Annotated in this window: 19 protein-coding genes; 9 read left to right on the forward strand and 10 right to left on the reverse strand. The window is 67.9% G+C overall.

The features are described 5' to 3' along the window. Nucleotides 1-61 precede the first annotated feature (61 nt). Both Q7S93_RS11180 and Q7S93_RS11185 read left to right on the forward strand, forming a co-directional pair. Entirely contained in the window at nucleotides 62-802 is a 741-nt protein-coding gene (locus tag Q7S93_RS11180) for a sulfotransferase family protein (RefSeq protein ID WP_304713982.1), read from the forward strand. A 44-nt stretch (nucleotides 803-846) separates the two neighbouring features. Continuing rightward, entirely contained in the window at nucleotides 847-1,881 is a 1,035-nt protein-coding gene (locus Q7S93_RS11185; RefSeq protein ID WP_304713983.1) for a M23 family metallopeptidase, read from the forward strand. Between the two features lie 204 nt (nucleotides 1,882-2,085). Here Q7S93_RS11185 and Q7S93_RS11190 read toward each other — a convergent pair whose 3' ends face one another. The 8 genes from Q7S93_RS11190 to Q7S93_RS11225 all read right to left on the reverse strand — a co-directional run bounded on the left by Q7S93_RS11190 (nucleotide 2,086) and on the right by Q7S93_RS11225 (nucleotide 14,161). Beyond that, a complete protein-coding gene (locus Q7S93_RS11190; RefSeq protein ID WP_304713984.1) occupies nucleotides 2,086-3,777 on the reverse strand; it encodes a glycosyltransferase family 4 protein in 1,692 nt (563 codons plus the stop codon). A 126-nt stretch (nucleotides 3,778-3,903) separates the two neighbouring features. Continuing rightward, nucleotides 3,904-5,715, reverse strand: coding sequence for a calcium-binding protein (locus Q7S93_RS11195; protein WP_304713985.1), 1,812 nt, complete (start codon nucleotides 5,713-5,715; stop codon nucleotides 3,904-3,906). Between the two features lie 234 nt (nucleotides 5,716-5,949). Then, nucleotides 5,950-7,326 carry an HlyD family type I secretion periplasmic adaptor subunit gene (locus Q7S93_RS11200; RefSeq protein ID WP_304713986.1) on the reverse strand — a complete coding sequence of 459 codons (1,377 nt, stop codon included), beginning with the start codon at nucleotides 7,324-7,326 and terminating at the stop codon, nucleotides 5,950-5,952. Further along, on the reverse strand, nucleotides 7,323-9,050 hold the full coding sequence (locus Q7S93_RS11205; protein ID WP_304713987.1) for a type I secretion system permease/ATPase: 1,728 nt from the start codon (nucleotides 9,048-9,050) through the stop codon (nucleotides 7,323-7,325). The genes Q7S93_RS11200 and Q7S93_RS11205 overlap by 4 nt, the downstream gene beginning before the upstream one ends. Nucleotides 9,051-9,158: 108 nt before the next feature. After that, nucleotides 9,159-9,857: a sulfotransferase family 2 domain-containing protein gene (locus Q7S93_RS11210; protein WP_304713988.1), complete on the reverse strand. Its 699-nt coding sequence runs from the start codon at nucleotides 9,855-9,857 to the stop codon at nucleotides 9,159-9,161. Nucleotides 9,858-9,882: 25 nt separating this feature from the next. Then, nucleotides 9,883-11,121: a hypothetical protein gene (locus Q7S93_RS11215; protein ID WP_304713989.1), complete on the reverse strand. Its 1,239-nt coding sequence runs from the start codon at nucleotides 11,119-11,121 to the stop codon at nucleotides 9,883-9,885. Further along, a complete protein-coding gene (locus Q7S93_RS11220) occupies nucleotides 11,118-12,158 on the reverse strand; it encodes a hypothetical protein (protein ID WP_304713990.1) in 1,041 nt (346 codons plus the stop codon). Before Q7S93_RS11220 ends, Q7S93_RS11215 begins: the two co-directional genes overlap by 4 nt. Next, the gene (locus Q7S93_RS11225; RefSeq protein WP_304713991.1) at nucleotides 12,155-14,161 is read right to left on the reverse strand and encodes a hypothetical protein; all 2,007 of its coding nucleotides are present in this window, start codon (nucleotides 14,159-14,161) and stop codon (nucleotides 12,155-12,157) included. Before Q7S93_RS11225 ends, Q7S93_RS11220 begins: the two co-directional genes overlap by 4 nt. 181 nt (nucleotides 14,162-14,342) lie before the next feature. On the opposite strand from Q7S93_RS11225, the gene Q7S93_RS11230 reads away from it, so the two are divergent. From Q7S93_RS11230 to Q7S93_RS11240, 3 genes are read left to right on the forward strand one after another with little or no spacing between them, the layout of a single operon-like run. Beyond that, nucleotides 14,343-15,362: a sulfotransferase family protein gene (locus tag Q7S93_RS11230; protein ID WP_304713992.1), complete on the forward strand. Its 1,020-nt coding sequence runs from the start codon at nucleotides 14,343-14,345 to the stop codon at nucleotides 15,360-15,362. Nucleotides 15,363-15,387: 25 nt separating this feature from the next. Further along, on the forward strand, nucleotides 15,388-18,579 hold the full coding sequence (locus Q7S93_RS11235; RefSeq protein ID WP_304713993.1) for a glycoside hydrolase family 99-like domain-containing protein: 3,192 nt from the start codon (nucleotides 15,388-15,390) through the stop codon (nucleotides 18,577-18,579). After that, a complete protein-coding gene (locus Q7S93_RS11240) occupies nucleotides 18,576-19,709 on the forward strand; it encodes a glycosyltransferase family 4 protein (protein WP_304713994.1) in 1,134 nt (377 codons plus the stop codon). The genes Q7S93_RS11235 and Q7S93_RS11240 overlap by 4 nt, the downstream gene beginning before the upstream one ends. A gap of 73 nt (nucleotides 19,710-19,782) precedes the next feature. On the opposite strand, the gene Q7S93_RS11245 is transcribed toward Q7S93_RS11240, so the two are convergent. Together Q7S93_RS11245 and Q7S93_RS11250 are read right to left on the reverse strand one after the other, a co-directional pair. After that, nucleotides 19,783-20,493 carry a hypothetical protein gene (locus Q7S93_RS11245; protein WP_304713995.1) on the reverse strand — a complete coding sequence of 237 codons (711 nt, stop codon included), beginning with the start codon at nucleotides 20,491-20,493 and terminating at the stop codon, nucleotides 19,783-19,785. Nucleotides 20,494-20,516: 23 nt separating this feature from the next. Then, nucleotides 20,517-21,902, reverse strand: coding sequence for a hypothetical protein (locus Q7S93_RS11250; protein ID WP_304713996.1), 1,386 nt, complete (start codon nucleotides 21,900-21,902; stop codon nucleotides 20,517-20,519). Between the two features lie 203 nt (nucleotides 21,903-22,105). Between Q7S93_RS11250 and Q7S93_RS11255 the strand changes: the two genes are divergently transcribed. The 4 genes from Q7S93_RS11255 to Q7S93_RS11270 are packed head-to-tail and all read left to right on the forward strand — an operon-like array spanning nucleotide 22,106 to nucleotide 26,080. Then, entirely contained in the window at nucleotides 22,106-23,059 is a 954-nt protein-coding gene (locus tag Q7S93_RS11255) for a hypothetical protein (protein WP_304713997.1), read from the forward strand. After that, nucleotides 23,056-23,910 (forward strand): sugar phosphate isomerase/epimerase family protein, encoded by an 855-nt coding sequence (locus Q7S93_RS11260; RefSeq protein WP_304713998.1) that lies wholly within the window; start codon nucleotides 23,056-23,058, stop codon nucleotides 23,908-23,910. Before Q7S93_RS11255 ends, Q7S93_RS11260 begins: the two co-directional genes overlap by 4 nt. Continuing rightward, nucleotides 23,907-24,920: a hypothetical protein gene (locus Q7S93_RS11265; RefSeq protein WP_304713999.1), complete on the forward strand. Its 1,014-nt coding sequence runs from the start codon at nucleotides 23,907-23,909 to the stop codon at nucleotides 24,918-24,920. The genes Q7S93_RS11260 and Q7S93_RS11265 overlap by 4 nt, the downstream gene beginning before the upstream one ends. Next, nucleotides 24,917-26,080 (forward strand): FAD-dependent oxidoreductase, encoded by a 1,164-nt coding sequence (locus tag Q7S93_RS11270; protein ID WP_304714000.1) that lies wholly within the window; start codon nucleotides 24,917-24,919, stop codon nucleotides 26,078-26,080. Before Q7S93_RS11265 ends, Q7S93_RS11270 begins: the two co-directional genes overlap by 4 nt. Nucleotides 26,081-26,085: the final 5 nt, after the last annotated feature.

Genomic DNA, 26,085 nt, shown 5'->3' on the forward strand with positions numbered 1-26,085 from the left:
GATGAAGCCGTATCCCGCGTCGCGCGCGCAAGGTGGCGCTTGAATGGATCAGGAGCAGGGTTTGGAGCCGAAGGTCGATTTCATCATCATCGGCGCCCAGAAGGCCGGGACCACGGCCCTGTTCGACTATATGGGCGAGCATCCTCAGATCGGCCTGTCCGACGTCAAGGAGGTCCACTTCTTCGATGACGAGGCCCGCGACTGGGACGCCCCAGACTACGACGCCTATCACGCCCATTTCAACCTGGCCGACCGCAGCCGCCGCTGGGGCGAGGCCACGCCGATCTATCTCTATTGGAAGAACAGCATCGAGCGGATCGCGGCCTACAACCCTAGGGCCCGGCTGATCATCCTGTTGCGGGACCCGGTGGAGCGGGCCTGGTCGCACTGGAAGATGGAGTTTGCCCGTGGCGCAGAAACCAACCCGTTCGCCTGGTGCATCCGGCAGGGCCGCGCCCGCCTTTTCGACGCCGACCCCTGGGGCTTCCACCGGGAGTTCAGCTATGTGGAGCGGGGCTTTTACGGCGAGCAGATCGCCCGGGTTCTGGCGCATTTTCCGGCCGAGCAGCTGCTGATCCTGCAGTCCAACGAGCTGGACATCGCCCCTGAGGGGACGCTGCGGCGAATCAGCCTCTTCCTGGACGCGCCCCCGCCGCCGCCCATGCGGTCCAGGCGGGTGCATGAGGCGCAGCCCATGACCTATCCTTCCAGCCTGACGACGGAGGATGTCGCCCTGCTCCGGCGCCTCTACGGCGCCGACATGGCGCAGCTGGCCGATCTTACCGGCCTCCGATTCTGGTGAGCCCCGCCACATTTCCGTCAGGGCCCTTGGCCAAGCTAGGCGACATGCTCGCCTTCCCCTGTAGGTGGACGACTCCACCGGCCGCCTTCGCCCCCCTTGCCGCGCTCGCCCTGCTGGTCGCCTGCTCCCCCAGCGATCCCAGCGAGGCCGCTGACGCCACGCCGCTCGGGCCTGAACTGGTGCTCCCGGTGGATTGCGTGCTGGGCGAGACCTGCGAGATCCAGAACTATGTGGATCGCGACCCCGGCCCCGGCGCCAAGGACTATACCTGCGCGAGCCGCTCCTATCAGGACCACAACGGCGTCGACATCCGCCTGCCCGACATGGCCGCCCAGCGGGCCGGCGTCGCCGTCCTGGCTGCAGCCCCAGGGCGCGTGGCGCGTCTGCGGGATGGCGTGGCCGATGTCTCGGTGCGGACCACAGGTGTCTCGGCCGTGGACGGCGTGGAATGCGGCAACGGCGTCGTCATCGACCATGGCGACGGCTGGGAGAGCCAGTATTGCCACCTGGCCCAGGGCAGCGTGATCGTGACGCAGGACGCCAAAGTCCGGGCCGGCCAGCCCATCGCCCGTATCGGCCTTTCGGGCCAGACGGAGTATCCGCACCTGCACTTCACCCTGCGCAAGGACGGCCAGGTAGTCGATCCCTTCGCGCCTGCAGGCGGCGAGGTCTGCGAAGCTAAGGGCGCGTTGTGGTCGGCCGACCTGGTCGAGGCCCTGGCCTACAAGGCCGGGGCGGTTCTCAACACCGGATTCTCATCCGGGGCCGTTTCGATGGAGTCCATCGAGGATGCCGGACTTCCCCCCGCCAGCGCGCATGCGCCAGCGCTGGTGGCCTATGTGCGCGCCATCGGGCTGGAGGCCGGCGATGTCCAGCGCCTGAAGGTGACGGGGCCTGACGGGACGCCCCTGGCGGAGACCACCATCGACCCGCTGGACGGGCCGAAGGCCCAGTACATGCTCTATGCCGGACGTCGGACGCCGCCCGAGGGCTGGGCGCCCGGAACCTACACGGCCGAGTACTGGGTGGAGCGCGGCGGCAAGCGCGCCCTGGCGCAGCGATTCGAGGCCAGCCTCTGACCACACGCCCGCCGGTCGGCTGGATTTTTGGTTAAACCTGTCGCGAAAGCGACAGATTCTCTTTCGCGCTGCGGCGGACTAAGCTACAGTTTGGTGTCAGCCTTGCTCTCCAGGGCTGTGTCGCATCGGCCGGGCCATAGCATCCATGCCAGCTATGGCCCGGCCTCTTGCATTCCCGACCATATGACTGGGCTCGCGCGCGGATCAGTCTGTGTCTGGCGCCAGCGTTGGCGGCGTCGCCAGGACCAGAAGATCAAACTTCATCAGCCATAGCAGGGCCCGTTCCAGACGGCCGGCGCGGTCGCTATCGGCGGCCAGCGGCGTCAGGAGTTCGGCCAGCGCACACTCTCCCTGGCGGGCGACGGCGTTGTAGGCGGCCTCGATCTCGGCCTTGGGCGCCATGGCCCAGCGGCCGATGCTGGCGAGCCCCTGGTCCAGAACCGCCAGGGCTTCGGTCCAGTTAGACGCGGCCGGCCCCAGGCGTAGCCGGTCCTGAGGCCTCAGGGTGGCGGTCGGATAGGCGGCGAAGAGGGTGAAGGGATCCAGACGGCGGGGATGGTTGGGACGCACCGGCTGATGCTTGTCGGGTCCGGCGGCGGCGCGGCGCCTAGCCAGCTCCTCCCAGAAATCCTGATACTGGGGAATGATCGCCGACCAATCGAGGGCCTCGGCCACCCGGCGGCGGCCGGCCTCCCCCATGCGCCGCCGCAGGTCAGGGTCGCGGACCAGGGCCGACAGGGCCTCGACCGCCGCGGCCATGTCGATGGCGGTCATCTGGGCGGCGGCGCCCACATAGTTCTCATAGGACAGCCAGCCATTGTCGTGGCTGAAGGCCAGGTCCTGACCAAGGCCGGGGCGCGGGGCCAGGGTCGGAATGCGGAAGCCATCAATCCCGTGCCGCACCGTTTCGCGATAGCCGTTCCAGTCGGTGACCACGCAGGGCAGGCCTGCGGCCATGGCCTCGGCCGGAGTCAGGCCGAAGGTCTCCTGGATATTGTCGGAGAAGGACAGGAACAGGTCAGCGGCCGACCAGATGGAAAAGCGGGTGTCTGCGGGCCGGCCATCCACAGGGCGGTATTGGATGCTGGGACAAAAGGCCCGAGTGGAGGCATGGAACTTCTCCCAGGCCTCGGGGCTGGCGGACCAGCCGGAGACAATCCAGTAGAGGGTCTTGCCCGTCGCCTTGGCCGTGCGCTCGAGGGCCTGGGCCATCAGCGCCGGGTTCATCTTGGCCAGGGCGTTCAGGCGCCCGACATAGAGGGCTACAACGGCGTCGTCGGGAATATCGAGGCGTTGGCGCCACGCCCGACGCTGGGCCAGATCGGTGGCGAAGTCGTCGCTGTTGACCCCCAGGGGAATGGTTGCGAACTGTGGCTTGGCGAGGCGCGTGGCGCCCAGGCGCTCAATGAGATCCTCGCGAGCGGCCTCGAGCTGCACCTCCACATTGGCGCGGACAGCGGCCGAGGTGCAGATGACGCCATCCCACGGCTCCACAGGGCTGACCAGCAGGTCGACGAGGGCGTCGATCGCCTTGTGGGTGGCGGTGGTGTGGGTGACCCCGCAGAGACTATAGGTCGCTGGCCCCACCGTACGTCGCCGCCAGGCCTCGGGACCGATCGAGGGACTGGGATAATAGACGCAGCCGGGATCGCTGAGGGCGGCGCGGCCGTCCGGCGGCAGCCAGCGCGCGGGACGGGACGAAGGCTCGATGCCGCGAACCAGGGCGCTGGCCTGGTCCTGGGTCAGGGCGCTCTGGCGCCAGAAGGCCATGTAGGGGGCGTCGAGGTGGCGGATATAGCCCCGCAGGAAGCTCTCCCCCGCGGAATGGCGGCCCATCAGCTGGTCTCGGTCGGTCCGGTAGCCGTCTGGATGCAGAAGGATGGCGGCGTTGCGCATGACCACCTGGCCTAAAGGCAAAGCTAGCCCGCCGAAAGCGCCAATTGCGCAGGGTCACGAGCCTCGCGCAAAGAAAAGGGGCCGCCCCGAAGGACGGCCCCAATCTTGGTTCAAACTTCAGATCGCTTAGGCGACGAAGCTGCTCTCGTCGAGATCGGTGAGGTCCTTGCCCATGAGTTGGACAGTGCCCGTGACGGTGTTGGTGCCGCTGATGTCGGCGAACACATAGACGTCGCCGCCGACCTGCACCGAGACGATGTCGCGCTGCCCGCCACCGATCAGGGCGGCGGCGTCGTTGAACGCCTGGGTGTAGGTCCAGGTCGCGTCGCCGATCTCGGCGTAGTTGGCAGCCGTACCGGCGAAGCCGAACGAGATCGTGTCGGTGCCGGCATCGTTGAAGTCGGTGATGCGGTCGATCGAGCCCGAGGTCGACGAGGTGTCACCCGCCGCGAAGACGAACTTGTCGTCGCCGGCGCCACCGGTCACCGTGTCGACGCCAGCGCCACCAGCGATGGTGTCGTTGCCGTCACCGCCGGTGATCTGGTCATTGTCGGCGCCGCCTTGCAGCGAGTCAGCACCCGTACCGCCGGTGATGGTGTCGGTGCCAGCGCCGCCGTTGACGACGTTGGTGCCGTTACCGGTGGTGATGATGTCGTTGCCATCGCCACCCGAGATGGTGTCGTTGCCAGCGCCGCCATTGATGGCGTCGTTGCCCGCGTCACCCGACAGGCTGTTGTTGCCGCCGCCGGCCGCATCGATCTGGTCGTTGCCTTCGCCACCAAAGACGGTGTCGTTGCCAGCGCCCGTTTCGATGTCGTCGTTGCCCACACCGCCGTCGATCAGGTCGTTGCCATCACCGCCGTCGAGGACGTCGTTTCCGCCCTCGCCGTAGATGGAGTCAGCGCCCGTGCCGCCGGTGATCTGGTCATCGCCGAGGTTGCCGTTCAGGAAGTTGGTGCCCGAGGTGCCGACAATGGTGTCGTTGCCTTGGCCGCCGAGCAGGGTGTCGTTGCCGGCCCCGGCTGTCATGCTGTCGTTGCCGAGGTTGCCGTTGGCCCAGTCGTTGCCGTCGCCGCCGGCGATTTGGTCGTTGTCCTGACCGCCGTACAGGGTGTCGTTGCCAGCGCCGCCGTCGAGGGTGTCATTGCCGGCATTGCCTTGCAGCACGTCGTTGTCAGCATTGCCATTCAGGATGTCAGCGCCAAGGCCGCCCCAGATGGTGTCGTTGCCAGCGCCGCCCGAAAGCTCGTCGTCGCCTTCACCGCCGTCGATGCTGTCATTGCCAGCGCCGCCGTCGATGCTGTCATTGCCGCCTTCACCCAGCAGGGTGTCCGCGCCAGTGCCGCCATTGAGCTCGTCGTTGCCCAGGTTGCCGTTGATGTAGTTCGAGCCGCCGGCGCTGGTAATGACGTCGTCGCCTTGGCCGCCCAGCAGCGTGTCGTTGCCGGTGCCGCTCTCGATTTCGTCGTTGCCGAGGTTGCCGTGGACGAAGTTGTTGCCGTCGCCGGCCGTGATCGAGTCGTTGCCTTGGCCGCCATAGATCTGGTCAGCCCCGGCCCCGGCCGTGATCGAGTCGTTGCCGGCATTGCCCTGGATGAAGTTGGCGCCGGCGCCGCCCACCAAGGTGTCTGCGCCGCTGCCGCCGAACAGGCCATCAGCGCCCGTGTCACCGGTGCCGGCGTCGGTACCAGCGCCGCCGATGAACAGGACCGAACCCGTGGTGGTGGTTTCGCGTTCGCCGTAGATACCGGTGCCGAACAGCTTGGTGACGCCGTTGACGGTGATGCTCACGCGGTCAGGATCGGCGCCCGTGCCGGTGATGTACTGGACCCGGATCGCCGAGGCGTTGGTGCCCGGCGCGAAGGCCAGCGAGTCGGTGCCGGCGGTGTAGTCGATCGCCTGTGCCGCCGTAATCGTGTCGAAAGTGTAGTTAGCCATGCTTCTCTCCAGTCAGTGTCACGTGGACCCCAGAACGCCTGGCCACCATCCCGCGGATGGAGCGGTCCTGGCGGTCCCTCCCCGCGCGCCATTACGCATGGACGTGGCGAAGGTTAAAACGAGCCCGAGGAATGGGTATCGGATGCTTCGTCGATACGCAATATCAAAAAGCCTTGCCGGGGGCGGGTCGCGTAGAGGTGTGACATGCCCGCCGAGACTCAGATGGGCGTCATTCTACTCTTCGCGCAGGGCGCTGTCGAAGGTGTCGGTCAGTGGGTCCAGAATATAGGACAGGATCGAACGCCGTCCGGTGACGATCATCGCCTGGGCCGGCATGCCGGGCGCCAGCTCCACATCCCGGGGCAGCTTGGCCAGGGCGGCGGGGTCGATGCGCAGTTCGGCCAGGAAATAGGCGACGCCGGTCTGCTGATCCACCAGGCGGTCGGCCGACAGGCTGGTGACGACGGCGTCCATGGGCGGCAAGCGGCGCGAGCTGAAGGCCGAAACCTCGACGCGGGCCTCCTGGCCGACGCTGACGCTGTCGATGTCGTTGGGCTGGACGCGGGCATGGACGATCAGGGGCGCGTCAGCCGGCACGATATCCATCAGCAGTTCGCCCGGGGTGACCACGCCCCCGACCGTGAACTGGGTGAGGTTCAGCACATAGCCGTCCACCGGCGAGCGGACCGTCGTGCGCTCCTGAATCTGGCGGGCTGCGGTCAGGCGCGGGCCGACGTCTGACAGCTGGCTCTGCATCTGGCGCAGGCCCTCGGCGGCCTCGCTGATTCGCTGGTTGCGCAGGGTGGTCAGCTGGAGCCGCGCCTCCCCTTGCGCCTGGCGCAGCCGGTTGAGTTCAGAGGTCAGCGCGCCCCGGCGTCCGCCCAGCTCCGCCAAGCTGCGCTCATAGCGCAGGATCAGGGTCTTGGGCGCATAGCCCTTTTCAAAAAGGGTCTGATAGCCGGCCAGCTCTTCGCGGGTGAAGCCGATCTGTTCATCGATGGAATCGAGCTGGGCCTGGACCCCGACCATCTGGGTGGCCAGCTGATCGACCCGCTGCTCCAGCACGCCCTGCTGGCTGATGAAGAACTGCAGGCGCGTGTTGAATAGAAGCTGCTGGTCACGGATCAGGCCGGCGACCCGGGGGTCGCTCATGCGCCCGGTCAGGTCCTGCGGCAGGCTGAGGGTCTGGCTTCCCACCGACTCGGCGCTGAAGCGGGCGCTCTGGGCCAGGACGGCGTCATACTGATTTTGCAGCACATCGACTGCGGCGTCCGACTGGACGGCGTCGAAGCGGATCAGGGGCTGGTTGGCGCGGACGCGCTCGCCTTCCCGCACCAGGATCTGGGAAACCACGCCCCCTTCGCGGTGGCGCAGGGTCTTGCGGCTGGATTCCACCCGCACCTCGGCTGGCGCCACCACCGCGGCGCTGATCTGGGTGAAGCCGGCCCAGATGAGCATGCCGAAGACGAAGACGCCCACGACCACGCAGCCGATCAGCACCGGCCGCCACAGGCGCTTTTCCAGGTCGCGGTTCGGTTCGGGCGCGCCCACGTCGAAGCGGGTGTCGAGGGGACGGATCGGGCCGAGCACCGGCTTGAGATCGAATTTCATCGGCTGGCCTCGACGGGGCGAACGGCGGCCGGCTGGGTGACCCGGGCCATGACGGCCTCCCGCGGGCCGAACATCTCCATGCGGCCATCCCGCAGAACCAGCATTTTGTCGGCCGAGCGCAGGATGCTTGGCTTGTGTGACACCACCACCACCGTCGTGCCCTTGGCCCGCTGGGCGTCGATGACCTGCAGCAGGGCGTTTTCGCCCTCGGCGTCCAGGCTGGCGTTGGGTTCGTCCAGCACCAGCAGGCGCGGATCGTTCAGCAGGGCGCGGGCCAGGCCCACCCGCTGCCGCTGGCCGGCCGACAGGATGTAGCCGCCGTCGGTCAGTTCGGTCTCATAGCCCTTGGGCAGCCGCAGGATCATCTCGTGCACATTGGCCTGGGTGGCGGCTTCGATCACCGCCTGGTCGGTCACGTCGGCGCGGAAGCGGGCGATGTTGTCGCGCAGGGTGCCGGCGAACAGCTCTGTGTCCTGCGGCAGATAGCCCACATGAAGGCCGAATTCCGTCCGGTTCCAGGCGAAGACGTCAGCCCCGTCCAGGCGCACATGCCCGCTCACCGGCCGCCAGACTCCGACGATCAGCCGGGCCAGGGTGGACTTGCCCGCGCCGGAAGGGCCGATGATCCCCAGCATTTCGCCGGGCTCGATCTTGAAGTTCAGCCCCTGGAGCACGAACCGCTCCGCGCCCTGCGGGGCGAAGTTCACCGCCTCGATGCTCAGCTGGCCCAGCGGCCGCGGCAGAGAGGTGGCGGGGGTCGTGGGCTTGTAGTTGTTCAGCAGGATGTTCAGCCGGTCATAGGCGCGGCCGCCATTGACGATGCCGTCCCAGGCGCCGACCACCTTCTCGATGGGCTGCAGGGCGCGGCTGGCCAGGATCATGTTGGCGAACAGCATGGCCGGCGGGATCTTGCCCACGACCACCAGATAGGCGCCGACGCCGATCACCAGGACCTGGATGAACATGCGCGTGAATTTGGTGATGTTGGAGACCACGCTGGAGCGCTGCGACGCCCAGGCGCTGCGCTCGATGGCGCGGCCGCGGAAGGCCGACCAGCGGGCGCCGAGCGCGCCCAGCATGCCCATGGCGCGCACGACCTCGCCGTTGCGCAGGCCCGCCTCGGTGAAGGCGTAGGCCTTCAGGCTGGCCTCATTGGCCTCCTGTAGGGGCGGCCGCGACAGACGATCCTGCAGCATGGCGAGGCCGAACAGGACCACAGCGCCCGTCAGGGTGATCGCCCCCACCAAGGGGTCGATGACGAACAGAATGCCGATGAAGAGCGGCATCCAGGGCAGGTCGAAAATGGCCGAGAAGACGGAACCCGTCAGGATCTGCCGGAAGGCGTCCAGATCGCGCAGGGCCTGGGACCGGGTCTGCCCTTGCCCCTTGGTCTCGGCCTCGAACAGGGCGGCGAAGACGTGGCTGGAGACCCGCTGATCGAGCATGATCCCATAGTTGATCAGGACCCGGGTCCGCAGTTCGTCAATGACGCCCGAGATCAGAAACACCAGTAGCGTCCCCACCGTCAGGACGATGAGCGTGGAGACGCTATGACTGGACAGCACCCGCCCGTAGATCTGGAAGGTGTAGAGCGGCAGGGCCAAGTAAAGCAGGTTACTGATCAGGCTGAAGCCGGCGGCGAAGGCCAGCGGCCTGGAGCCTTCTTTCAGCGCCCCCGTCAGCACATTGTCGGGCAGCGACGCAAACGGGTTCAGGATCTTCATGCGGGCGAACGTCCGTCGGAGCCTCAGAGCCCCCAAAAGCGGAGCGCTTGAGGGCGCGACACATGACGACCGACGCTGGTCAAGTCAATGGCGGCGCCTCGGGCGCGGTTATGGCGAGTGTTTGGACCGCCAAGCATGGGCGGCTTCATAGAGTTCGTACTCGGCCGGAAATGAGGCCGCATGGAACGATCGAAAAGCCGATAGGTCAGAGCCCGGGTCACCGCGTCGAACTTCATCGTCAGCCCGGTTGATATGGACCACTTTCGCAGGCGGACAACCCAACGCCTTCGCTAGGGCGCGGGAATCTTCATCGTACCGCTCCAGCACGCCGACGAAGACGTAGCCGTCATCAAAGGCCGCTCCGGGCGCGGTGTTCCAGGGCAGTTGCGCCATCGTCGCGAATGGATCCTCCGTCTGACCCATGGCGAGATCACGACGTCGGGCAAGCCAGGTCTCGAAGGTCGGGTGATCCTCCAACTCCGGCACTCGCCCGCCCTCTCGCATTTGGTAATGGAGGTACTTCCACTGTGACACCGTCCGACTGAAAGGGTGGCGCAGAAAGACGATGAATTGACGCGCCTTCGGGTAGTAGTCGAACGGACCTATGCCGCGAACGCGGTTGAAATGCCCATGGACGCAAATGCCTGCCGATAGGGTGTGATGCTCGGGGGGTTCGCCCTGAAGGCCGCGATAGTGGAAGAACAGTCGTTCGCCGAACCAGCTGCGAAGGGCTAGGCGAAGGCTCGTGCCAGCGGTCTTCGGAACGTGCAGCGATATGAGCGCCTGACCAGGGTCGTAGGCCGCCAAGTCGAACCTCCTCTGAACAGTGAATTCAACGCCCGGCCTGCCGGGCCCAATGCTCCAGCGGGGTCATGCCGGTCTCAGCCAGTTCCGGGTGCGCCGCCAGATAGGCGCCCGGCGCAAATCCGGCCTTGGCGGCGCCCAGGTCCCAGGCCCCGCCGGCCAGATAGTCGATCAGCGGATTGCCCCCAGGCGCCAAGCCGCCGGGCTTGGCCGAAACATACTGGGAGGATGAGAACCAGCCGCTGGGGTCGCGCAGCTCGGCCCCGCCGACCATGACGAAGTGGGTCAGAGGCTCGGCGCCGGCCTCCGCCACATCAGGGTAACGCTCCAGATACCAGGTCGGGTCGAACAGCGGGTGCGGCTTCAGGCCCGCCCGCCAGCCCTCGGTCAGATAGTGCAGCAGCGCCGGCTGGCCGCGCCCGCCCTGACCGGCCTGGTCGAGATAGTAGTCGGTGTCGAACAGAGGGTGGGGGTTCACCCCTTCGCGCCAACCCTGACCCAGATAGTGAACCAGAGGATTGACCCCGGCGGCGGCGAGATCGGGGCGCTGGGAGACATACCCGTCGCCACAGAAGAGCGGATGAGGGTCAAACCCCTCCGCAGCCCCTATCCGAACATAGTGCTCCAGCGGCGTCAGGCCCGTGGCGCTTACCGCAGCGTCGTGCCGGGTCAGATAGAAGGCAGGGTCGAACAGGGGATGGGGAACACGGCCCTCCCGGCCGCCACTGACCAGATAGTGGGCCAGGGGATTGGCGCCCGCGGCGTCGAGGTAACGGGCCAGATATCCGTCATGGTCGAAGATGGCTGAGGGGCGCAGGCCAGCCCCTGACCGCTGTTGCGCATAGCGCGCCATGTCCTTCAGGCCTGCAAGCCGGCCCCTCACGCCCCCGACAGACGGGAGCCAGAGACCAGACCGCGCAATCACCGCAGCCCGCCCGGGCGCGCCCAGCTTAAGAAGCAGGCTTTCGATCGTCTGGCTGAGGCGGCTGCGCCGCCGGGGACGCCGTCGGACGGCCCGGCGGTGGATGGCGACCTGCGCCGCGCGCGCCGCCGCAACGGCTTCCGCGCGGCCGGCCAGGGCGCGATCCAGGGCCAGGGTCAGCCGCGAACGCGTCAGGGCGAGCTCGACCTCAGCCTGGAGCTGGTCGGCCACCAGTCGCCTGTGTCGCTCCGCCACCCGGATCGCCTTGGCGACGATCGGACTGACAGCGCTCTGCGCCGGCGGCGGCGCCCGGTTCAAGGACTGCGGATTGTCGTCTTCAGTCATGCGGCGCTCCCTTCGGCGCGACCATCGGCGATCAGCCAGGCCCGATAGCCGCCCGGCCCGGCGTCAAAGGGATCATCGAAGGTCGCCTGCAGGTCAGGACTGTCTCGCCAGAGCACCCGATGGCTCTTGTCGATCGGCGCGCCGTCCGAATAGGTCCCATAGGCCCAGTAGCGGGGCGGGATGGCCGGGTCGGTCGCCGCCGCCACCTGACGCTTGTACCAGTTCCAGATCTCATAGACCTCGAAGTTGTCGCCGGCGTACTTCTTGGTCATCAGGTCGCCCGTGGGCCCCAGCTTGGTGAAGTGCCAGAAGCGCAGGGGCCGCCCATTGACGGTGATCGCACCGTCCTTGCCGATGGCCACCTTGCGCTGTGACAGGTTCCAGCTGGCCACATTGTAGCCCGGGTCGCGCACCACCTTCACCTTGTCGAACAGGGCCGGGACATGGTCGCACCACCGCTGGTCGACAAACAGGCCGCGGGGCATGTCGTCGTAGCAGTATTCGAGCAGGCGATCGTTCCACCACTTGGCGAAGCGGGCGCCCTCGCCCGTGGTCCGGATGGCCACGAAGCCCAGATTGAAGATGCCCGTGCGCGAGGCCGACAGGTCGTTGTCGAGGATGGCGGTGCGCTCGGTGTTCGGGTCGATCAGGTGCGGCGTCAGCAGGATGTCGTGCTCATCCAGCCAGTCGATAAGCGGATCGAGGGGCGCTAGGAGCGCCGTATCGGGATCAAGGTAGATGGCGATGTCGGCCTGGCTGCAGGCCTGGTGGATGAAAGGCCCCTTCACCGCCGTGCAGACCTCGACCACGTCATGGCGAAACAGCCAGTTGCGGAAGTTCTCGATCCCCAGATCCTGCGCCCAGACGACCCGGTCGAAAGGCTCCTTGTCCGGATCAAATGCAAAGCCCGGCGGCGGTTCGTCGGTGATCAGCGCCACCAGCTCCCAGTCGGGGTGAAACCGACGCAGGGTGGAATAGAGCACCCGAGCCCGATTCAGGTACGAGAAGGTGAAGCTGGAATAGCAGAGCACCTTCATTGGGAAGCCTCCCCGTCCAGAAGGTCGATGGTCAGGCGGCTATAGCTGAGATCATGAAGCGCCGGCTGGCGCACGGACCGACGCAGGTCGAGCACGGCGCCGGTCTCGAACATCGCAAACAGGGCCGCCTCGTTCGCGAGGACGCGCCCCTGGCCGGTCGTCTCGACAAAGGCGGCGACATTGCCGGTGTCGGGGCTCGTCACGATCGCGGCGCCCGCGGCGGCCGCCTCATAGGTGGTGAAGGAAAAGGTCTCACGACACAGGGACCATATCATCACCGCGTCAACGCCCAGGGAGTCCAGGGCGTCCTGCATCGCCCGGGGCTGGGACTCGCTCACCGTCACGGGGTGGAAGCTGAGCGGCAGCCCTCCGGTGGCGTCGCGGGCCAGATGCAGGAACTCGTAGCGAGGATCCTCGGCGAATCTGAGGACAAGCTCGCGGAAGACCGGCCAGCCCTTGAGGGTGCTGGGCAGGCCTGGAAAGGCCAGGCGGAAGGGGCGATCCGCGGCGGTCGGCACGGCGTCGGCTGAGGCCTTGCGATCGCGCTCGACCAGTCGGGCCAGCGGCGTCACGACCGTCCGCACGCCAGACAGCCCCGTCCCTCGCCGCCAGGTGTCCAGGGCCACCTGGCTTGGCGCGGCGACGGACATGGTCAAGGCGCTGAACAGCCGATCATGTTCGTCCAGATGGAACTGCCGATGTGGACCATAGACACAGACGCCGCAGGCCGCGCTGCCTAGGGGCGGCGCCCCGCAATCGGCCACATCGTTTCGCAGGAGATGGTAGCTGGCGCAGACGCCGGCGAAGTCATGGACCCAGAACCAGCCTTCCCGCAGTCCGGCGGCTCGGGCGATCGCCAGAATGTCGCTGACCGAATGGCCGAGCAGGCTGTGGATGGCGAGACTTCGCCGCCCCGGGGTGACCGCCGCGAGAACCGATTCAAGCGCCTCGACCAGGACGGCGGGATAGAAGGTTCCCGCCGACACGCCATTCCATACCACGCCCAGAAGTTCGGTCTGGCCCGGACGGCGCAAGATGGGTCGAGAATTGACTGGGTAGATGTGCAGGTGGTCGCGACCCGACGCGGCCGCTGCGGCGCCCTCGCGCTGAAGGCACAGCTGCACGCCCCCCAGATTGGCCAGGTAGTCGTCGTGGCTGAAGGTCAGGTGGAGGTCGGCAAGGCCGGACCGGGCGTTCTCCAGCAGGGCGACCAAGGCCTCCGTCGTCCCGCTCCCGACCGGCCCGTCTTCCACCTGCGCCGCCTTGATCCGCGCTTCCGGGGTCTGCAGGGCGGCGATGATGCGGTAGCGAAAGCCGAGCTCCAGGCGCGGAACCCGGCCCTCCTGGCGACCAGCCTGCAGATAGTGGACGAACGGCTGGATGGAGGCCGCTGCGACATCGGGATTGAGTTCCAGATAGTCCGACACTGAGAACCAGCGCGCCGGATCGCGCCCCTCACGCCAGCCCACCTCCAGGAAGTGCGTCACCGGATCGGCGCCCTTTGCGGCGACGTCGGGATTCTCCGCCATGTAGAACTCGTGGTCAAAAGCCTGGGCGACGAGATCGTAGATGGCGCTCGCCGAGGCCTCTGCGGACTCCTCAGGCGAACGGCCGGCCTCGTGCGGCTCGGTAGCTTCGGCCATGGCGGGCGACGGGGCGACGACTTCCGGAGCGTAGCCCCAGCTGACTCGCCCCTCACCGTCGGCCAGCAGACGGCCCAGGGCGGAGGCTCGAACCTGGCGCCCCTGGCCCGCGCCGGACGCCAGGAAATGGGCCAGGGGATTGCCGCCGGAAGCCGCCACGTCAGCATGATCGGCGAGATAGGCGGTGGTGGAGAACCAGGCGGCGGGATCGCGCCCTTCCCGCCAGCCGTGTTCCACATAGTGCGCAATGGGGTCGGCGCCGGCGGCGGCCACGTCCGGATAGGCGCGCCGATAAAAGACCGGATCCAGGGCCGTGCTGACCAATGCCAATGTGAAGTCTTGGGCGGCCGGAGCAGCCATGCGGGGCTCCTTGTCGAGGCCGAAGGGTTCTGTGCAACAGAAGACCGGGGGGATCAACCACACCGTTCCCGTCTTGCGGCGCGGGCCGCACGGCCATACAGCACCTTGTGTGACCCTCGCCAAGCGCCTTCCGATAGATCATCGAGCGGCCGGCCCCCCATCAAGCCGGGCGGCCTATCTCGTGCTCGGCATGCACCGTTCAGGGACATCAGCGCTCACCCAGGTCCTGGCCCTGGCGGGCGCGGCCCTGCCGGAAAACGTGATGCCGGGGGACGAGCACAACGCCAAGGGCTACTTCGAGCCCTGGCGCATCGCCATCTTCAACGACCAGCGGCTGCGGGCCGCGCGCAGCGCCTGGGACGACCCCTTCGTGTTTCCCTATCGTCCCCTGGAGGCCCGGGAGGAGAAGCGATGGATCACACGGGCCACAGACCTTTTCGATGAAGAATTTGCGGGCGCGCGCCATCCCCTGATGAAAGACCCCCGGGTCAGTGTCCTGGGCCCCCTTTGGCGGACGGTCCTGCAGGACCTCGGACTTCCGGCCCGAGCCGTTATCCCCGTGCGGCACCCCCTTGAGGTCGCCGGCTCCCTGTCCAAGCGCAACGGCTTTCCGGTGGAGAAGTCGCTGTTGATCTGGGTCGCCTACATGCTCGCCGCCGAGTCCTGCAGCCGCGGCATGCCCCGCGCCTTTGTGCCCTATGACGGGCTGCTGGCGGACTGGCGCGTTCAGGCGGCGCGGATCGAGGCCGCCCATGGGGCGCCCCTCCCCGCCCTGACCCCGCAGGCGGGTCAGGCCATCGACGGTTTCCTGACCCAGGAGCTGCGCCACAACGCCGCCGCCGACGACCTGGCGAAGATTCCCCAGGTGGGTCCGATCGCCGCCCAGGTCTATGACTGGTTCGCGGCCGCCGCGCAGGACAGGCCCAGGCCCACAGCCGAGCTCGCCGCCGCCGAAGAGGCCCTTGAGGAGATGCGGCGGATCATGGGCGTGTTCGTCTCGCCGGTGACCTCCGACCTTGACGCGACGCGCAGCGACCTGCTGGAGGCTCGCCAGATCGCCGCCTTCGAGCAGGCCAAAAGCCGGTCTCTGGAAGCGCAGCTTGCCAACCAGCAGGCGATCAACCTGGCTCAGGCCGACGATCTGCGCCGACTTGAACAGACCATGGACGAGCTTCTAGACGACCTCCTCGGCGATAGCTGAACCCTCGCCCACCCGACGGATGCCCGTGTCAGACTCCACATCATCTTCGCCGACCGATCAGGCCGCCGAACTCCTGGCCAAGCGCCAGCGGGTTCGCCTTCAGACGGTGGCCGCCGCGGCCCAGCGCTGGCGGCGATACCGCGAGGTCCGGGTCCGTCAGAACTCCAGCCTTGTCCTGGCCCGTCTGGCGCAGCGCCTTGCGCTTCCCTTGGCCCGGGGCAAGTGGCCCGGGCGGGCCCTGCTGGTCATGGCGTCGGGCGTCTGGCGGGAGGATCTGCTGTATGGGCTGGGGGTCGAGCCGGCGCTAAGCCCGAGCCTGGCCGCCTATGTTCGGGCCGGGCCGGATCCCGCCGCCCATCCCCGCGCCCTTTTCGACCAGTCGGACTACCTGGCCCGGGTCCCGGAACTCGCCGGGTCCCGCTGGGCGCCCCTGGCCCACTATCTTGTCCTGGGCGATGGCGCCGGCCTTGATCCCCATCCCCTGGTCAGCGTCAACGACTACCGCCTGCGGAACGGCGCGGCCGTGGAGGCGAGCGGCCTCAGCGTGCTTCAGCACTACCTGTTGGTCGGCGCGGCCCAGGGTCTGGACCCGCACCCGCTGTTCGACCTGCGCCACTATGTGGGCCAGTGCGAGACCGTGGCCGCCTCAGGTGAGGACCCTCTGACCCACTATCTGCGGGAGGGCTGGCGCCAGGGCTTGGATCCCCATCCCTTGTTCGCCAACGACTGGTATCTGGAGCGCTATCCCGAGGTCGCGGCCGCCGGCATTGCGCCGCTGCTGGACTATGTCACCGGCGGCGCCGAGCTGGGTCGCGATCCCCACCCCCTATTCGACGGCGCCTGGTATGCCGAGCGTTACCGCGATCTGAGGACCCCGGGCTTCAACGCCCTGGCCCATTTTGTCCGCTTCGGCGTCCGCGAACATCGCGACCCCAGCCCCCACTTCGATTCGACCTTCTATCTGCAACAGGACGGCGGGGCCGAGGGGGCCGGACCGGACCCCTTGAGCGACTATGTCGCCCGGGGCGCCTTTGAAGGCCTTTGGCCGGCCGCCGATTTCGATGAGGCGGCCTATCTTCTGGCCAATCCGGAGGCGGCGGCGACGCCCTACAGCAGCCTGGAGCACTGGGCGCGCCATGCGGGCGCCAAACCCGCACCGCTGGCGGGGTCTGGGGTCCAGGGCGCCGCGGCCATGTTCGATCAGATGCGCGCCGCGAGCCGCCACAGAGACGCCGCCGCCTATGACCTCCAGGGCTATGACGACCTGGCGCGGACCTGGGCCAGGATTCAAGCCGGGCGGATCGAGGACTTCGTCCCGACGCCGCCCAAGATGGTCTCCATCACCGGCGACCTCGCCGCGGCGGCCCGGCGGATCAGCCTGCCGACGGCGGACGCGCCCCGCGCCTCGATCATCATTCCGGCCTTCAATAATCTGCGCTTCACCCTGGAATGCCTGCAGGCCCTGGCGGGCGCCGGTGGACTTGAGGGCGCCGAGACCCTGGTGATCGACGACGCCTCCACCGACGAGACGGCCGCCGTGCTGGCCGGCGTGCCCGGCCTGAAGGTCATCACCAACCCCGAGAACCTCGGCTTCATCCGCACCTGCAACCGCGCCGCGGCCGAGGCGCGGGGCGAGGTGCTGATCTTCCTCAACAACGATGTCCAGGTGCGTCCGGGCTGGCTTGCGCCGCTGACCGAAGCGCTCTCCGACCCCCAGGTCGGCGCCGTAGCGCCCAAGATGCTGTTCCCTGACGGGCGGCTGCAGGAGGCCGGGGCGCGGATCAACGCCGATGGCTCCAGCGAGATGATCGGCCTCTTCCAGGATCCGGACCTGCCGCGTTGGAATGTGGGCCGAGAGGTGGACTACGCCTCGGGCGCCTGCCTGGCGGTGCGGCGGGCCGACTTCGAGGCGCTTGAGGGTTTCGACCTGGCCTTCGCGCCCGCCTATTGCGAGGACGCCGATCTCTGTTTCCGCCTGCGGGAACGGGGCGCGAAGATCCTCTATGAGCCGCGCTCGGCGATCATCCACCACCTCAGCGTCACGGCCAACTCCATCGACGCCGGCTACAAGCTGCGCCTGGCGACCCGCAACCAGCAGCGCTTCGTCAAGCGCTGGGCCCACCGGCTGGACGCGCTGAACCAGGTGCGCACCATCGCCTTCCACCTGCCCCAGTTCCACGCCATTCCCGAGAACGATCGCTGGTGGGGCGCCGGCTTCACCGAGTGGACCAATGTCACCCGCGCCCTGCCGAGCTATCGCGGGCACTACCAGCCGCATCTGCCCGCCGACCTGGGCTTCTATGACCTTTCCGATCCGGCGGCTCTGAAGCGCCAGACGGCGCTGGCGGCCCGCTATGGCCTGGGGGGCTTCTGTTTCTACTACTACTGGTTCTCGGGCGGGCGTCGGGTGCTGGAGACCCCGCTGAACCATCTGATGGCTGAGGATGGGCCAGACTTCCCGTTCTGCGTCTGCTGGGCCAACGAGAACTGGACCCGGACCTGGGACGGCCAGGAACAGGACGTGCTGCTGGCCCAGACCTACAGCGCCGAAGACGCCGTGGCCCTGATCACGGACATGGCTCCGCTGATGCGGCGCCCCAACTATATCCGCATCAATGGCCGCCCCCTGCTGGTGATCTATCGCCCAGGCCTGCTGCCCGACGCCGCGGCCTGGGCCAGGACCTGGCGGGAGACCGCCAGGGCGCTCGAGCTGGGCGAGATCTACCTGGCCTTCGTGGAGACCTTCGACGTGGCCGGGACCTATCCCGATCCCGCCGCCCTGGGCTTCGATGCGGCCATCGAGTTCCCCCCGATGGGCGCGGCCCAGCCGATCAGCCTGCCGGGCCCCCTGCAGAACCGCGCCTTCGAAGGCGTGGTCAGCGACTACCGCGAGCTGGTGCGGCATTTCCTCAAGGCCCCGACGCCCGCCCACACCCGCTTCCGCGGCGTCGCGCCGTCCTGGGACAATACGGCCCGGCGGCAGGACAACGCCTATGTCTTCCATCATGCCAGCCCTGGCGCCTTCCAGGCCTGGACCGAGGCCATGCTGGCCGAGGCCCGGCGCCAGAACTTCGGCGAGGAGCGGATCGTCTTCATCAACGCCTGGAACGAATGGGCCGAGGGCGCCCACCTGGAGCCCGACATCCGGTTTGGTCACGGCTGGCTGGAAGCCCTCAGGAACGCCGCCGAGGCTGACCTCCTGGAGCCTCGCCCATGAGCCCGCCAAGCCGCGACGCCGACCTGGGCGACATGGTCGTGGTCGGCCACCCCTTCGCCCCGATCGGCATGGGCGAGCATCTGAGGTCCACCGTCCGCGCCCTACGGGCTGCGGGCCTGCGCCCGGGCCTGCTGGACGTCTATGGCTTGGATCGCGGCTGGGATCCGGACCTGGAGCGCGCCTATGGCCCCGATGTGACCCGCCAGCTCTCACGGTCCTTGAACCTCTTCTGCGTGAACGCCAACGAGGTGGACGAGGTCATGGCCCGGCTGGACGCCTCGGCCTTCGGTGAAGCCCACAACATCATCTTCCCCGCCTGGGAACTGCCCGACTATCCTCAGCCGTGGGTCGAGAAGCTCGCGGCCTTTGACGGGCTCTGGGCGCCGACCACCTTCGTCCAGGACGCCATGGCAAGAGCCACCGGCCGCCCGGTGGCGCGGGTTCCCCTGGCCGTCGATATGAAGCTCTCGACCTTTTTGGGGCGTCGGTGGTTCGATATCCCGGAGCACGCCTTCGTGGTGATGTTCGCCTTCGACTTCTCGTCCTATGCGGCCCGCAAGAACCCCTTCGGGGTGCTGGACGCCTTCGAGCAGCTGGTGGCGCGACGCCCCGAGGCCCCCCTCCACGCCCTGATCAAGTACAAGGGCGGCGAAGCCGGAAACCCCGACCGCCAGGCCCTTGAAGCCCGGATCGCGCAGCTCAGCGGTCGGGTGCAGACCATCACCCGGGAAATGTCGGACAACGAGGTCAAGAACCTGTTCCGCAATGTCGATGTCTTTGTCTCGCTGCATCGCTCCGAGGGGTTCGGCCGCGGCCTGGCCGAAGCCATGGCCCTGGGGACGCCGGTGGTGACGACCGGCTGGTCCGGCAATATGGACTTCATGGACGCCGAGACGGCCCTTCTGGTGGACTACCAACTCGTGCCGGTAAAGCCTGGCGCCTATCTCTACGGCGAGGGCCAACACTGGGCCGAACCGGATGTCGCCCAGGCCAGCCGGCTGATCGAACAGGTCATGGACCGTCCCGCCGAGGCGAAGGCCCGCGCCGAGCGCGCGCGGCGCAATATCCGCATTCACCTCAATCCCAAGGCTGTCGGCCTAGACGCGGTCGAGGCCCTCCGGACGCCGTGAGCGGGCCGTAGGCCCTAGGACTTTGAGTATGGAGCCTGATGCGATCAGCGGTTCCGTCTGATCGCCTCAGCCTCTAGGTCGCCGGCCGCAAGCCGAGCGCGCCTTCTGGGGCGGGCGGCTCGGTGATCGCCACCTGGTGGATCACGAACTCCCCGCCGGCGGCCTCGTCAAAGTCGATGCGGATGCGGTCGATCACCGAGGTGGTCCAGTCCTCGCCGCCGGTCAGAGGCTTTGACATGTCATAGGCCAGGATCACCGTCTCATTGACTTCGGGCGCCTCGCCCTGGAACGGCCTGTTTCTGAACTGAGGGGATTCGGGGTGGACCTCGGTGGCGTAGTGGAGCGATCCGTCCCATCCCGTCCCGCCCGCCAGCCGCGTGGCGCGAACCAGGACATGGGTGTACCGCCGCCCTTGCAGGGCGAGACCGCTTGGGGTGCGCACCGCCGAGTCGAGGACATGGGCGGCGATCGCCAGGCCGCCGTCCTCCGCGGGCGCCACCTCACCGCCGCCCATGACGAATCCGTCCGTCGAACCCTCGAAGGTCCAGGTGCGCGCCGCGCGCAGGGGCTGACCGTTCCACATGAAGGCCTTGGTGGCCGGGTCCCAGGCGAAGGGTCCAGGCCGCTCCACCGCGGCCTCCGCCGAGAAGACTGTGGGCGGCAGGCTGAGGTTGTCAGGCGCCGCGGGCCGCGGATTGAGCCGCTGCTCACGCGAGCGGGGCTCGTCGCAGGCGGCCACGAGGGTGCTGGCGAGAAGGACGGCGAGAAGGACGAAGGCTCTCAAAGGGCGCTCCCGGACTGGGTCGCTCAGCGAAACCGCCGCCGCAACCGGCCATAGGGTGGGTCGAGGGCCAGATATAGGAGGCCTGCGGCCGCTGCGAGGTCCAGGAAGTAGAGATATCTGTAATCGCAGGCGATGGAGATCACCGCAAAGCTGGCCGCAAAGGCCAGGGCCGAAAGCAGCATGGCGACGATCACCAGGTCCGCACCCTCTCGCCGCCAGAGCAGGACGCCGGCGCATACGAGGGCGATCAGGGCGTAGAAGACGTGGGAGTACAGCGGCGTGTCGAAGAACCATGTGGCGTAATTGAACAGCGCCTGGTCGGCGGGGTCTGCGGCGATGACGAGGCCGAGGGACGCCGCCAGGTCCTCAGGTCCGCCCACGCCCACATGCATGGGCAGGCAGGAATCGATCTTTGGCGTGGTGAGCACCCAGCGGAAGACATCCCAGCGGTGGCGCAGATAGGCGCCGGGGTGCTGCGTCACAATGTCTCGCCACTGGGCGAACACGACCGCATCGGGCAGGCGCCAGAGCGCCCGGCCGAACTCCGCGTCCTGGCCCAGATAATCCATGCGCTCGGGCGTATAGAGCGACACGCCGCGATGGCGGAGCAGGCGCTCGGTCAGAGGGTCGTGCTGACGTATGGCGTCCAGGGGCAGGGTCGGCTTGACCGCTGTCGCGCCGACAATGTCGTAGTGGGCGACGATGCGCAGTCCGCGCGCGCCAGCCATGTCCGGCCCCGCCTGTGGCGGCTGCGCCAGATGGCCCATGGCCGCCGACAGGGCCAGGGTCAGGATCAGGCCGCCGCCTCCCCAGGCCAGGCCGGAGCGCCAGCCGTTGCGCGCCCAGGCCAGCCAGGCCAGGGCGATGGCGGCGAAGACCGGCGCGATGAGGCCGTTCTGGCGGACCTGGGCGGCGACGGCGAAGAGCAGCAGAGCGCCGATGAGCGCCAGCCAGGGGCGGCGGGGGCCATCCCAGACCCGGGCCGCCTGCGCCAGGGCCGCAAAGCCGGCCAGGGCCAGATTGGCGAACAGCACGTCCTTCCAGACCACCCCCTGATAGATCAGCAGGGTCGGGGTCAGCACCAGCAGCAGGGCCAGGCCGACCGACAGCCAGGAAACCTGACGCCTCAGGCGGCGGAAGGAGAGCAGGCTGCCCGTGACCAGGAAGCCGCTGGCCGCCACATAGAGCCCCGTCCCGGGGATCACCTCGTCGAAGGCGCCGAGAATCCAAGCGTAGAGCGCCGGCCCGATGGACTCCCGGACATGCATGCGGCCTTCATGCAGCTGTATCAGGGAGTCATAGGACAGATGGCCGGGCAGGTTGGCCGCGAGCATGAGGACATAGCCGGCCAGCAGAACGACGCCCAACGCCTGGCCAGCGCCAAATCCGAGCCGTTGTTCGAGCGTCATGGCGTGTCCCCCTCCGCCATCTCCTACGATTGGCCGCCGCCGACGGAAAGTCCATTCGTGGGCGGCCTGCGGCGGCTGAGCCGCGGCCGTGATCGCCAATCTGGCCGCCAGCCCAGGCGCGGGCTATGTGTCGTCATCCGTGGGGCGGCGGGCGATCCGAACGGGCGCGCCGGTTAGGTCATATCGTACAGGGAGCCGTTGGGATGGATGCGTTGATCGGCTCCACCGGATTCGTGGGCGGGACACTGGCTCGCCAGCACGGGTTCGCCGCCGCCTTCAACAGCCAGACGATCGATCAGGCCCGGGGCGGCGCGTTTGACACCGTGGTCTGCGCCGCCGCGCCAGGGTCCATGTTTGAAGCCAACCGCTTTCCGGACCGGGATCGCGCCCGCATCGACAATCTGATCGATCATCTCTCGACCCTGAAGGCCGAGACCTTCGTCCTGGTCTCGACCATCGCCGTGCTGGCCGAGGGCGGGCTTGAGGCTGATGAGACCGCCGATCGGTTCGAAACCGAAAAGGCCTATGGCCGACATCGTCGGGATCTGGAGGTCTTCTGCGCCAACCACTTCCCGCGGTGTCTGATCGTCCGCGCCCCGGCGCTCTTTGGCTCGGGACTGAAGAAGAACTTCCTGTTCGATATTCTCAACCCGACGCCGTCGATGCTGAACGCCGCGCGTCTGGCGGAACTCCAGGCCGCCTTGCCTGCGGGGGTCTCGCAGAGTCTGGCGCGCTTCTACGCCTGGGACGAGGCGCTTGATCTGTTCGTGCTCGACCGGCCCGCCTTCGATGCGACCGGCGAGCGGCGCGCCTGCGAGGCGGCGATCATCAAGGCGGGCATGCCGGCCGCGGTATTCACCAACCCCGCCTCCACCTTCCAATACTACGGCGTGAGCCAGCTCTGGGCGGACATCGGGCGGGGACGGGCGCGCGGCCTCGAGGTGCTGCATCTGGCGCCCGCGCCGCTGCAGGCCGGCGCCCTTTTCACGACCCTCACCGGTCAGGCCCCGCCCGCCAGCCCCGCGCCGGTCCACCAGGAGGACATGCGCACCCTGCACGCCGATCTCTGGGGCCGGACCGGTCCCTATATCTCGGACCCTCCGGAGATCCTGGCCGCCCTGAAGGCGTTCCACGAGTCTGCAAGGGCGCCGGCGTGAAGCTCGCCGTCTCGAACATCGCATGGCCCGCCGCCACCCGGGACGAGGCCTATCGCCTCCTGGCCCGGCACGGAATCCGGGGCCTGGAGGTCGCGCCCAAGCTGCTGTTCGCCGAGTCCGACGACGCCTTCGCCCCCAGCCAGGACGAGGCCGCCCGCGCCCTGGACGCCGTCAGGTCGGCGGGCCTGCAACTGGTGTCGATGCAGTCTCTGCTGTTCGGAGCCGAGGGGGCGGCGCTGTTCGGCGACCAGGCCTCACGGGATCGCCTGATCGCGGCGACGACCCGCGCCATCCGCCTGGCCGGACGCTTCGATATTCCCAACCTCGTCTTCGGCTCACCCCGGCAGCGGGACATTCCGTCCGACCTGGCGCCCGCCGCCGCCGAAGCCATCGCCGTGGAGGTCTTCAGCCGCCTGGGCGATGAGGCGGCCAAGGCCGGCGCGCGGCTGGGCCTGGAGCCCAATCCCGCCGCCTATGGGACCAACTTCCTCAACCGGTTCGATGAGGCCGAGGCCTTTGTCCGCCGGCTGGACCACCCGGCGGTGCGGCTCATCCTCGACGGCGGGGCGCTGCTCATGAACGACGAGATGGCGGTGCTGGAGGCCATGACTCCCGACCGGGTTAGCCAGATCAGCCACGTCCACATCAGTGAGCCGCAACTCGCCCCGGCGCCGGCCGCCCCGGAGACGGCCAGCCAGATCCTCAACGCCATGTCGGCGGCGGGCTATACAGGGTGGTATTCGATTGAAATGAAGTCGCCGGCAGGGGGGCTGGACGAACTCGATCAGGCCCTGGGTCGTCTGCGCGCAGCGGTCGAGATGGCGAAGTCGAAGGGGTTGAACGTCCCATGACCACAAGCCGTCGCGAGGATGTCCTGGTCTCCGTCTGCTTCGCCGACGCCGAGTTCGATGAGGCGGGCTACGGCGCCCTGAGGCGTCTGGCTCAAAGGCTGGATGAGAGCTTCCGCTATTGGGAGATCCTGATCCTGGACGACGGATCGCGCCGGCACATGGAGGACGACCTCCTGCGCGCGATCGAGAATCTGCGCCTGCTGCGCACCAGCCTCGGCATGCCCTTCTATCGCCGCCGCGTGGCGGTGGCCGCTGAAGCCATCGGGGACCTCGTCCTGCTGACCTCGGCCGAGGAAATCTGCCAGATCGACGCCATCGCCATGCTGAGGACCGCGGAGCGAGGCGGCGCGATCGTCGTGTCCCGCAAGCCCGGCCGGAGCGCCCTGAACCTTCCCTTGCGAATCCTGGGGCGCACGGCGGGGTTTCAGGTGAATGCTCAGGACATGCTGAGCTCCGCCTTCCCGCGAACCCAGCTCAACCGGCTGCTGGCGCGGCGGGACCGGGAGCTGGCGATCCGGTTTCCCCCCGCCGATGGCCTGACGCCGGTCATCTGGCAGGTGTGCGACGCCGCCCGCAGCAGGAGCCGGTCCCTGCGGGAAACGCGGCGCCGGTTCAATCTTCTGCACAGGCTGCTGGTGGCCTCGGCCCCGCGGGTCCTGGCGCTCCTGGGCCTGGGCTCCCTGTTCGTGGTGCTGTCCGCCCTGGCCTATATCGCCTACGCCATCGTCGTCTGGCTGGCCCTGGACGACGTCCAGTCGGGGTGGCTGACCACATCGGTGGTGCTGGGCCTGACCAGCGCCTTTCTGGGGACCGCCATATTCGGCCTGTCCATCGGCCTGCAGAACCTGATCGAGCTGATGGCCACCGACGCCAGCGACGACGTGCTGGACGAGCGCAGCGCCGTGGACCTGTTCGGCCGGGTCATCGACGAGCTGAATGTCGAGATCAGCACCGGCCACGCCCATCCGCCGCCCCGCGGCCTGGACCCACGGGACAACCCGCGGGCATGAGCGGGCGTCGAAGCTACGACTATGTCATCGTCGGCGGCGGCTTCTATGGCTGCAACCTCGCCCTGTTCCTCAGGTCGATCTCCTCGAGCATCCTCCTGGTGGAGGCCGGCGACGACCTCATGACCCGCGCCTCGCGGGTGAACCAGGCGCGCATCCACACAGGGTTCCACTATCCCCGCAGCGCCCTGACCGCCGTGAAGTCGATGGTCCTGCGGCAGAGATTCGCCGCCGACTATGCCGAGGCGGTGATCGACGACTTCCAGATGCTCTATGGGATCGCCCGGCGCCGCTCGCGGGTGAACGCCAACCGGTTCTTTCGCACCTTCAAGACGATGGGGTCGCCGATCGAACTGGCCAATGCGTCCCAGTCGGCGCTGTTCGATGAGACCATGGTGGAGGCGGTCTTCAACTGCGCTGAATACGCCTTCGACTATCGGGTCCTGCACAGGGTGCTGGCCAATCGCCTCGACGCCCTGGGGCTGGAGGTCGCCCTCAACGCCGAGGTGGTCGAACTCGAGGACAGCCCCGCCAGCGCCCCGGGCTCCGTCGTCGTAAGGCTGGCCGACGGCCAGGAGGTCGAGGCCCGCTACGTGTTCAACGTGACCTATGCGCAGATCAACCACGTCCTGCGCGCCGGGCGCCTGCCGGAGGCCCATCTCAAGCATGAGCAGGTGGAGATCGCGCTGATCGAACCCCCGCCTGAACTCCAGGGCTACGGGGTCACCGTCATGGACGGCCCCTTCATGTCGACCATGCCCTATCCGGCGCAGAGCCTCTATTCGCTCACCCATGTCCGCTACACGCCGCAGAAGAGCTGGACCGACGCCGACACCGCCGATGCGCCCTATCAGGTGCTGGCCGGCAGCGCGCCGGTGAGCCGCCATCGCCACATGCTGCTCGACGCCCAGCGCTATGTGCCCTGTCTGGCCGAGGCCGCCTGGGTCAGGTCGCTCTATGAGGTGAAGACGGTGCTGCTCAAGAACGAGGCTGACGATGGGCGCCCCATCCTCTACCAGCGACAGCCGCAGGACTCCCGGGTGATCTCCATCATGGGCGGCAAGATCGACAACATCTATGACCTGTTCGAGCTGATCCGCACGACGGAGCCGGAATGGGCCAGCGCCGACGACCGCCACCTCTTCCCGCGGCAGGTTTCTTGATTCCC

It is taken from the genome of Phenylobacterium sp. (genome assembly GCF_030646615.1).
In the GTDB taxonomy this organism is placed as follows: domain Bacteria; phylum Pseudomonadota; class Alphaproteobacteria; order Caulobacterales; family Caulobacteraceae; genus Phenylobacterium.

Coding starts and splice junctions, on each gene's coding strand:
- Q7S93_RS11195 (WP_304713985.1), bottom strand. CDS start 5,715: ATGGCTAACTACACTTTCGACACGATTACGGCGGCACAGGCGATCGAC.
- Q7S93_RS11250 (WP_304713996.1), bottom strand. CDS start 21,902: ATGACGCTCGAACAACGGCTCGGATTTGGCGCTGGCCAGGCGTTGGGC.
- Q7S93_RS11265 (WP_304713999.1), top strand. CDS start 23,907: ATGACCACAAGCCGTCGCGAGGATGTCCTGGTCTCCGTCTGCTTCGCC.
- Q7S93_RS11220 (WP_304713990.1), bottom strand. CDS start 12,158: ATGAAGGTGCTCTGCTATTCCAGCTTCACCTTCTCGTACCTGAATCGG.
- Q7S93_RS11225 (WP_304713991.1), bottom strand. CDS start 14,161: ATGGCTGCTCCGGCCGCCCAAGACTTCACATTGGCATTGGTCAGCACG.
- Q7S93_RS11255 (WP_304713997.1), top strand. CDS start 22,106: ATGGATGCGTTGATCGGCTCCACCGGATTCGTGGGCGGGACACTGGCT.
- Q7S93_RS11240 (WP_304713994.1), top strand. CDS start 18,576: ATGAGCCCGCCAAGCCGCGACGCCGACCTGGGCGACATGGTCGTGGTC.
- Q7S93_RS11205 (WP_304713987.1), bottom strand. CDS start 9,050: ATGAAGATCCTGAACCCGTTTGCGTCGCTGCCCGACAATGTGCTGACG.
- Q7S93_RS11185 (WP_304713983.1), top strand. CDS start 847: ATGCTCGCCTTCCCCTGTAGGTGGACGACTCCACCGGCCGCCTTCGCC.
- Q7S93_RS11270 (WP_304714000.1), top strand. CDS start 24,917: ATGAGCGGGCGTCGAAGCTACGACTATGTCATCGTCGGCGGCGGCTTC.
- Q7S93_RS11215 (WP_304713989.1), bottom strand. CDS start 11,121: ATGACTGAAGACGACAATCCGCAGTCCTTGAACCGGGCGCCGCCGCCG.
- Q7S93_RS11200 (WP_304713986.1), bottom strand. CDS start 7,326: ATGAAATTCGATCTCAAGCCGGTGCTCGGCCCGATCCGTCCCCTCGAC.
- Q7S93_RS11190 (WP_304713984.1), bottom strand. CDS start 3,777: ATGCGCAACGCCGCCATCCTTCTGCATCCAGACGGCTACCGGACCGAC.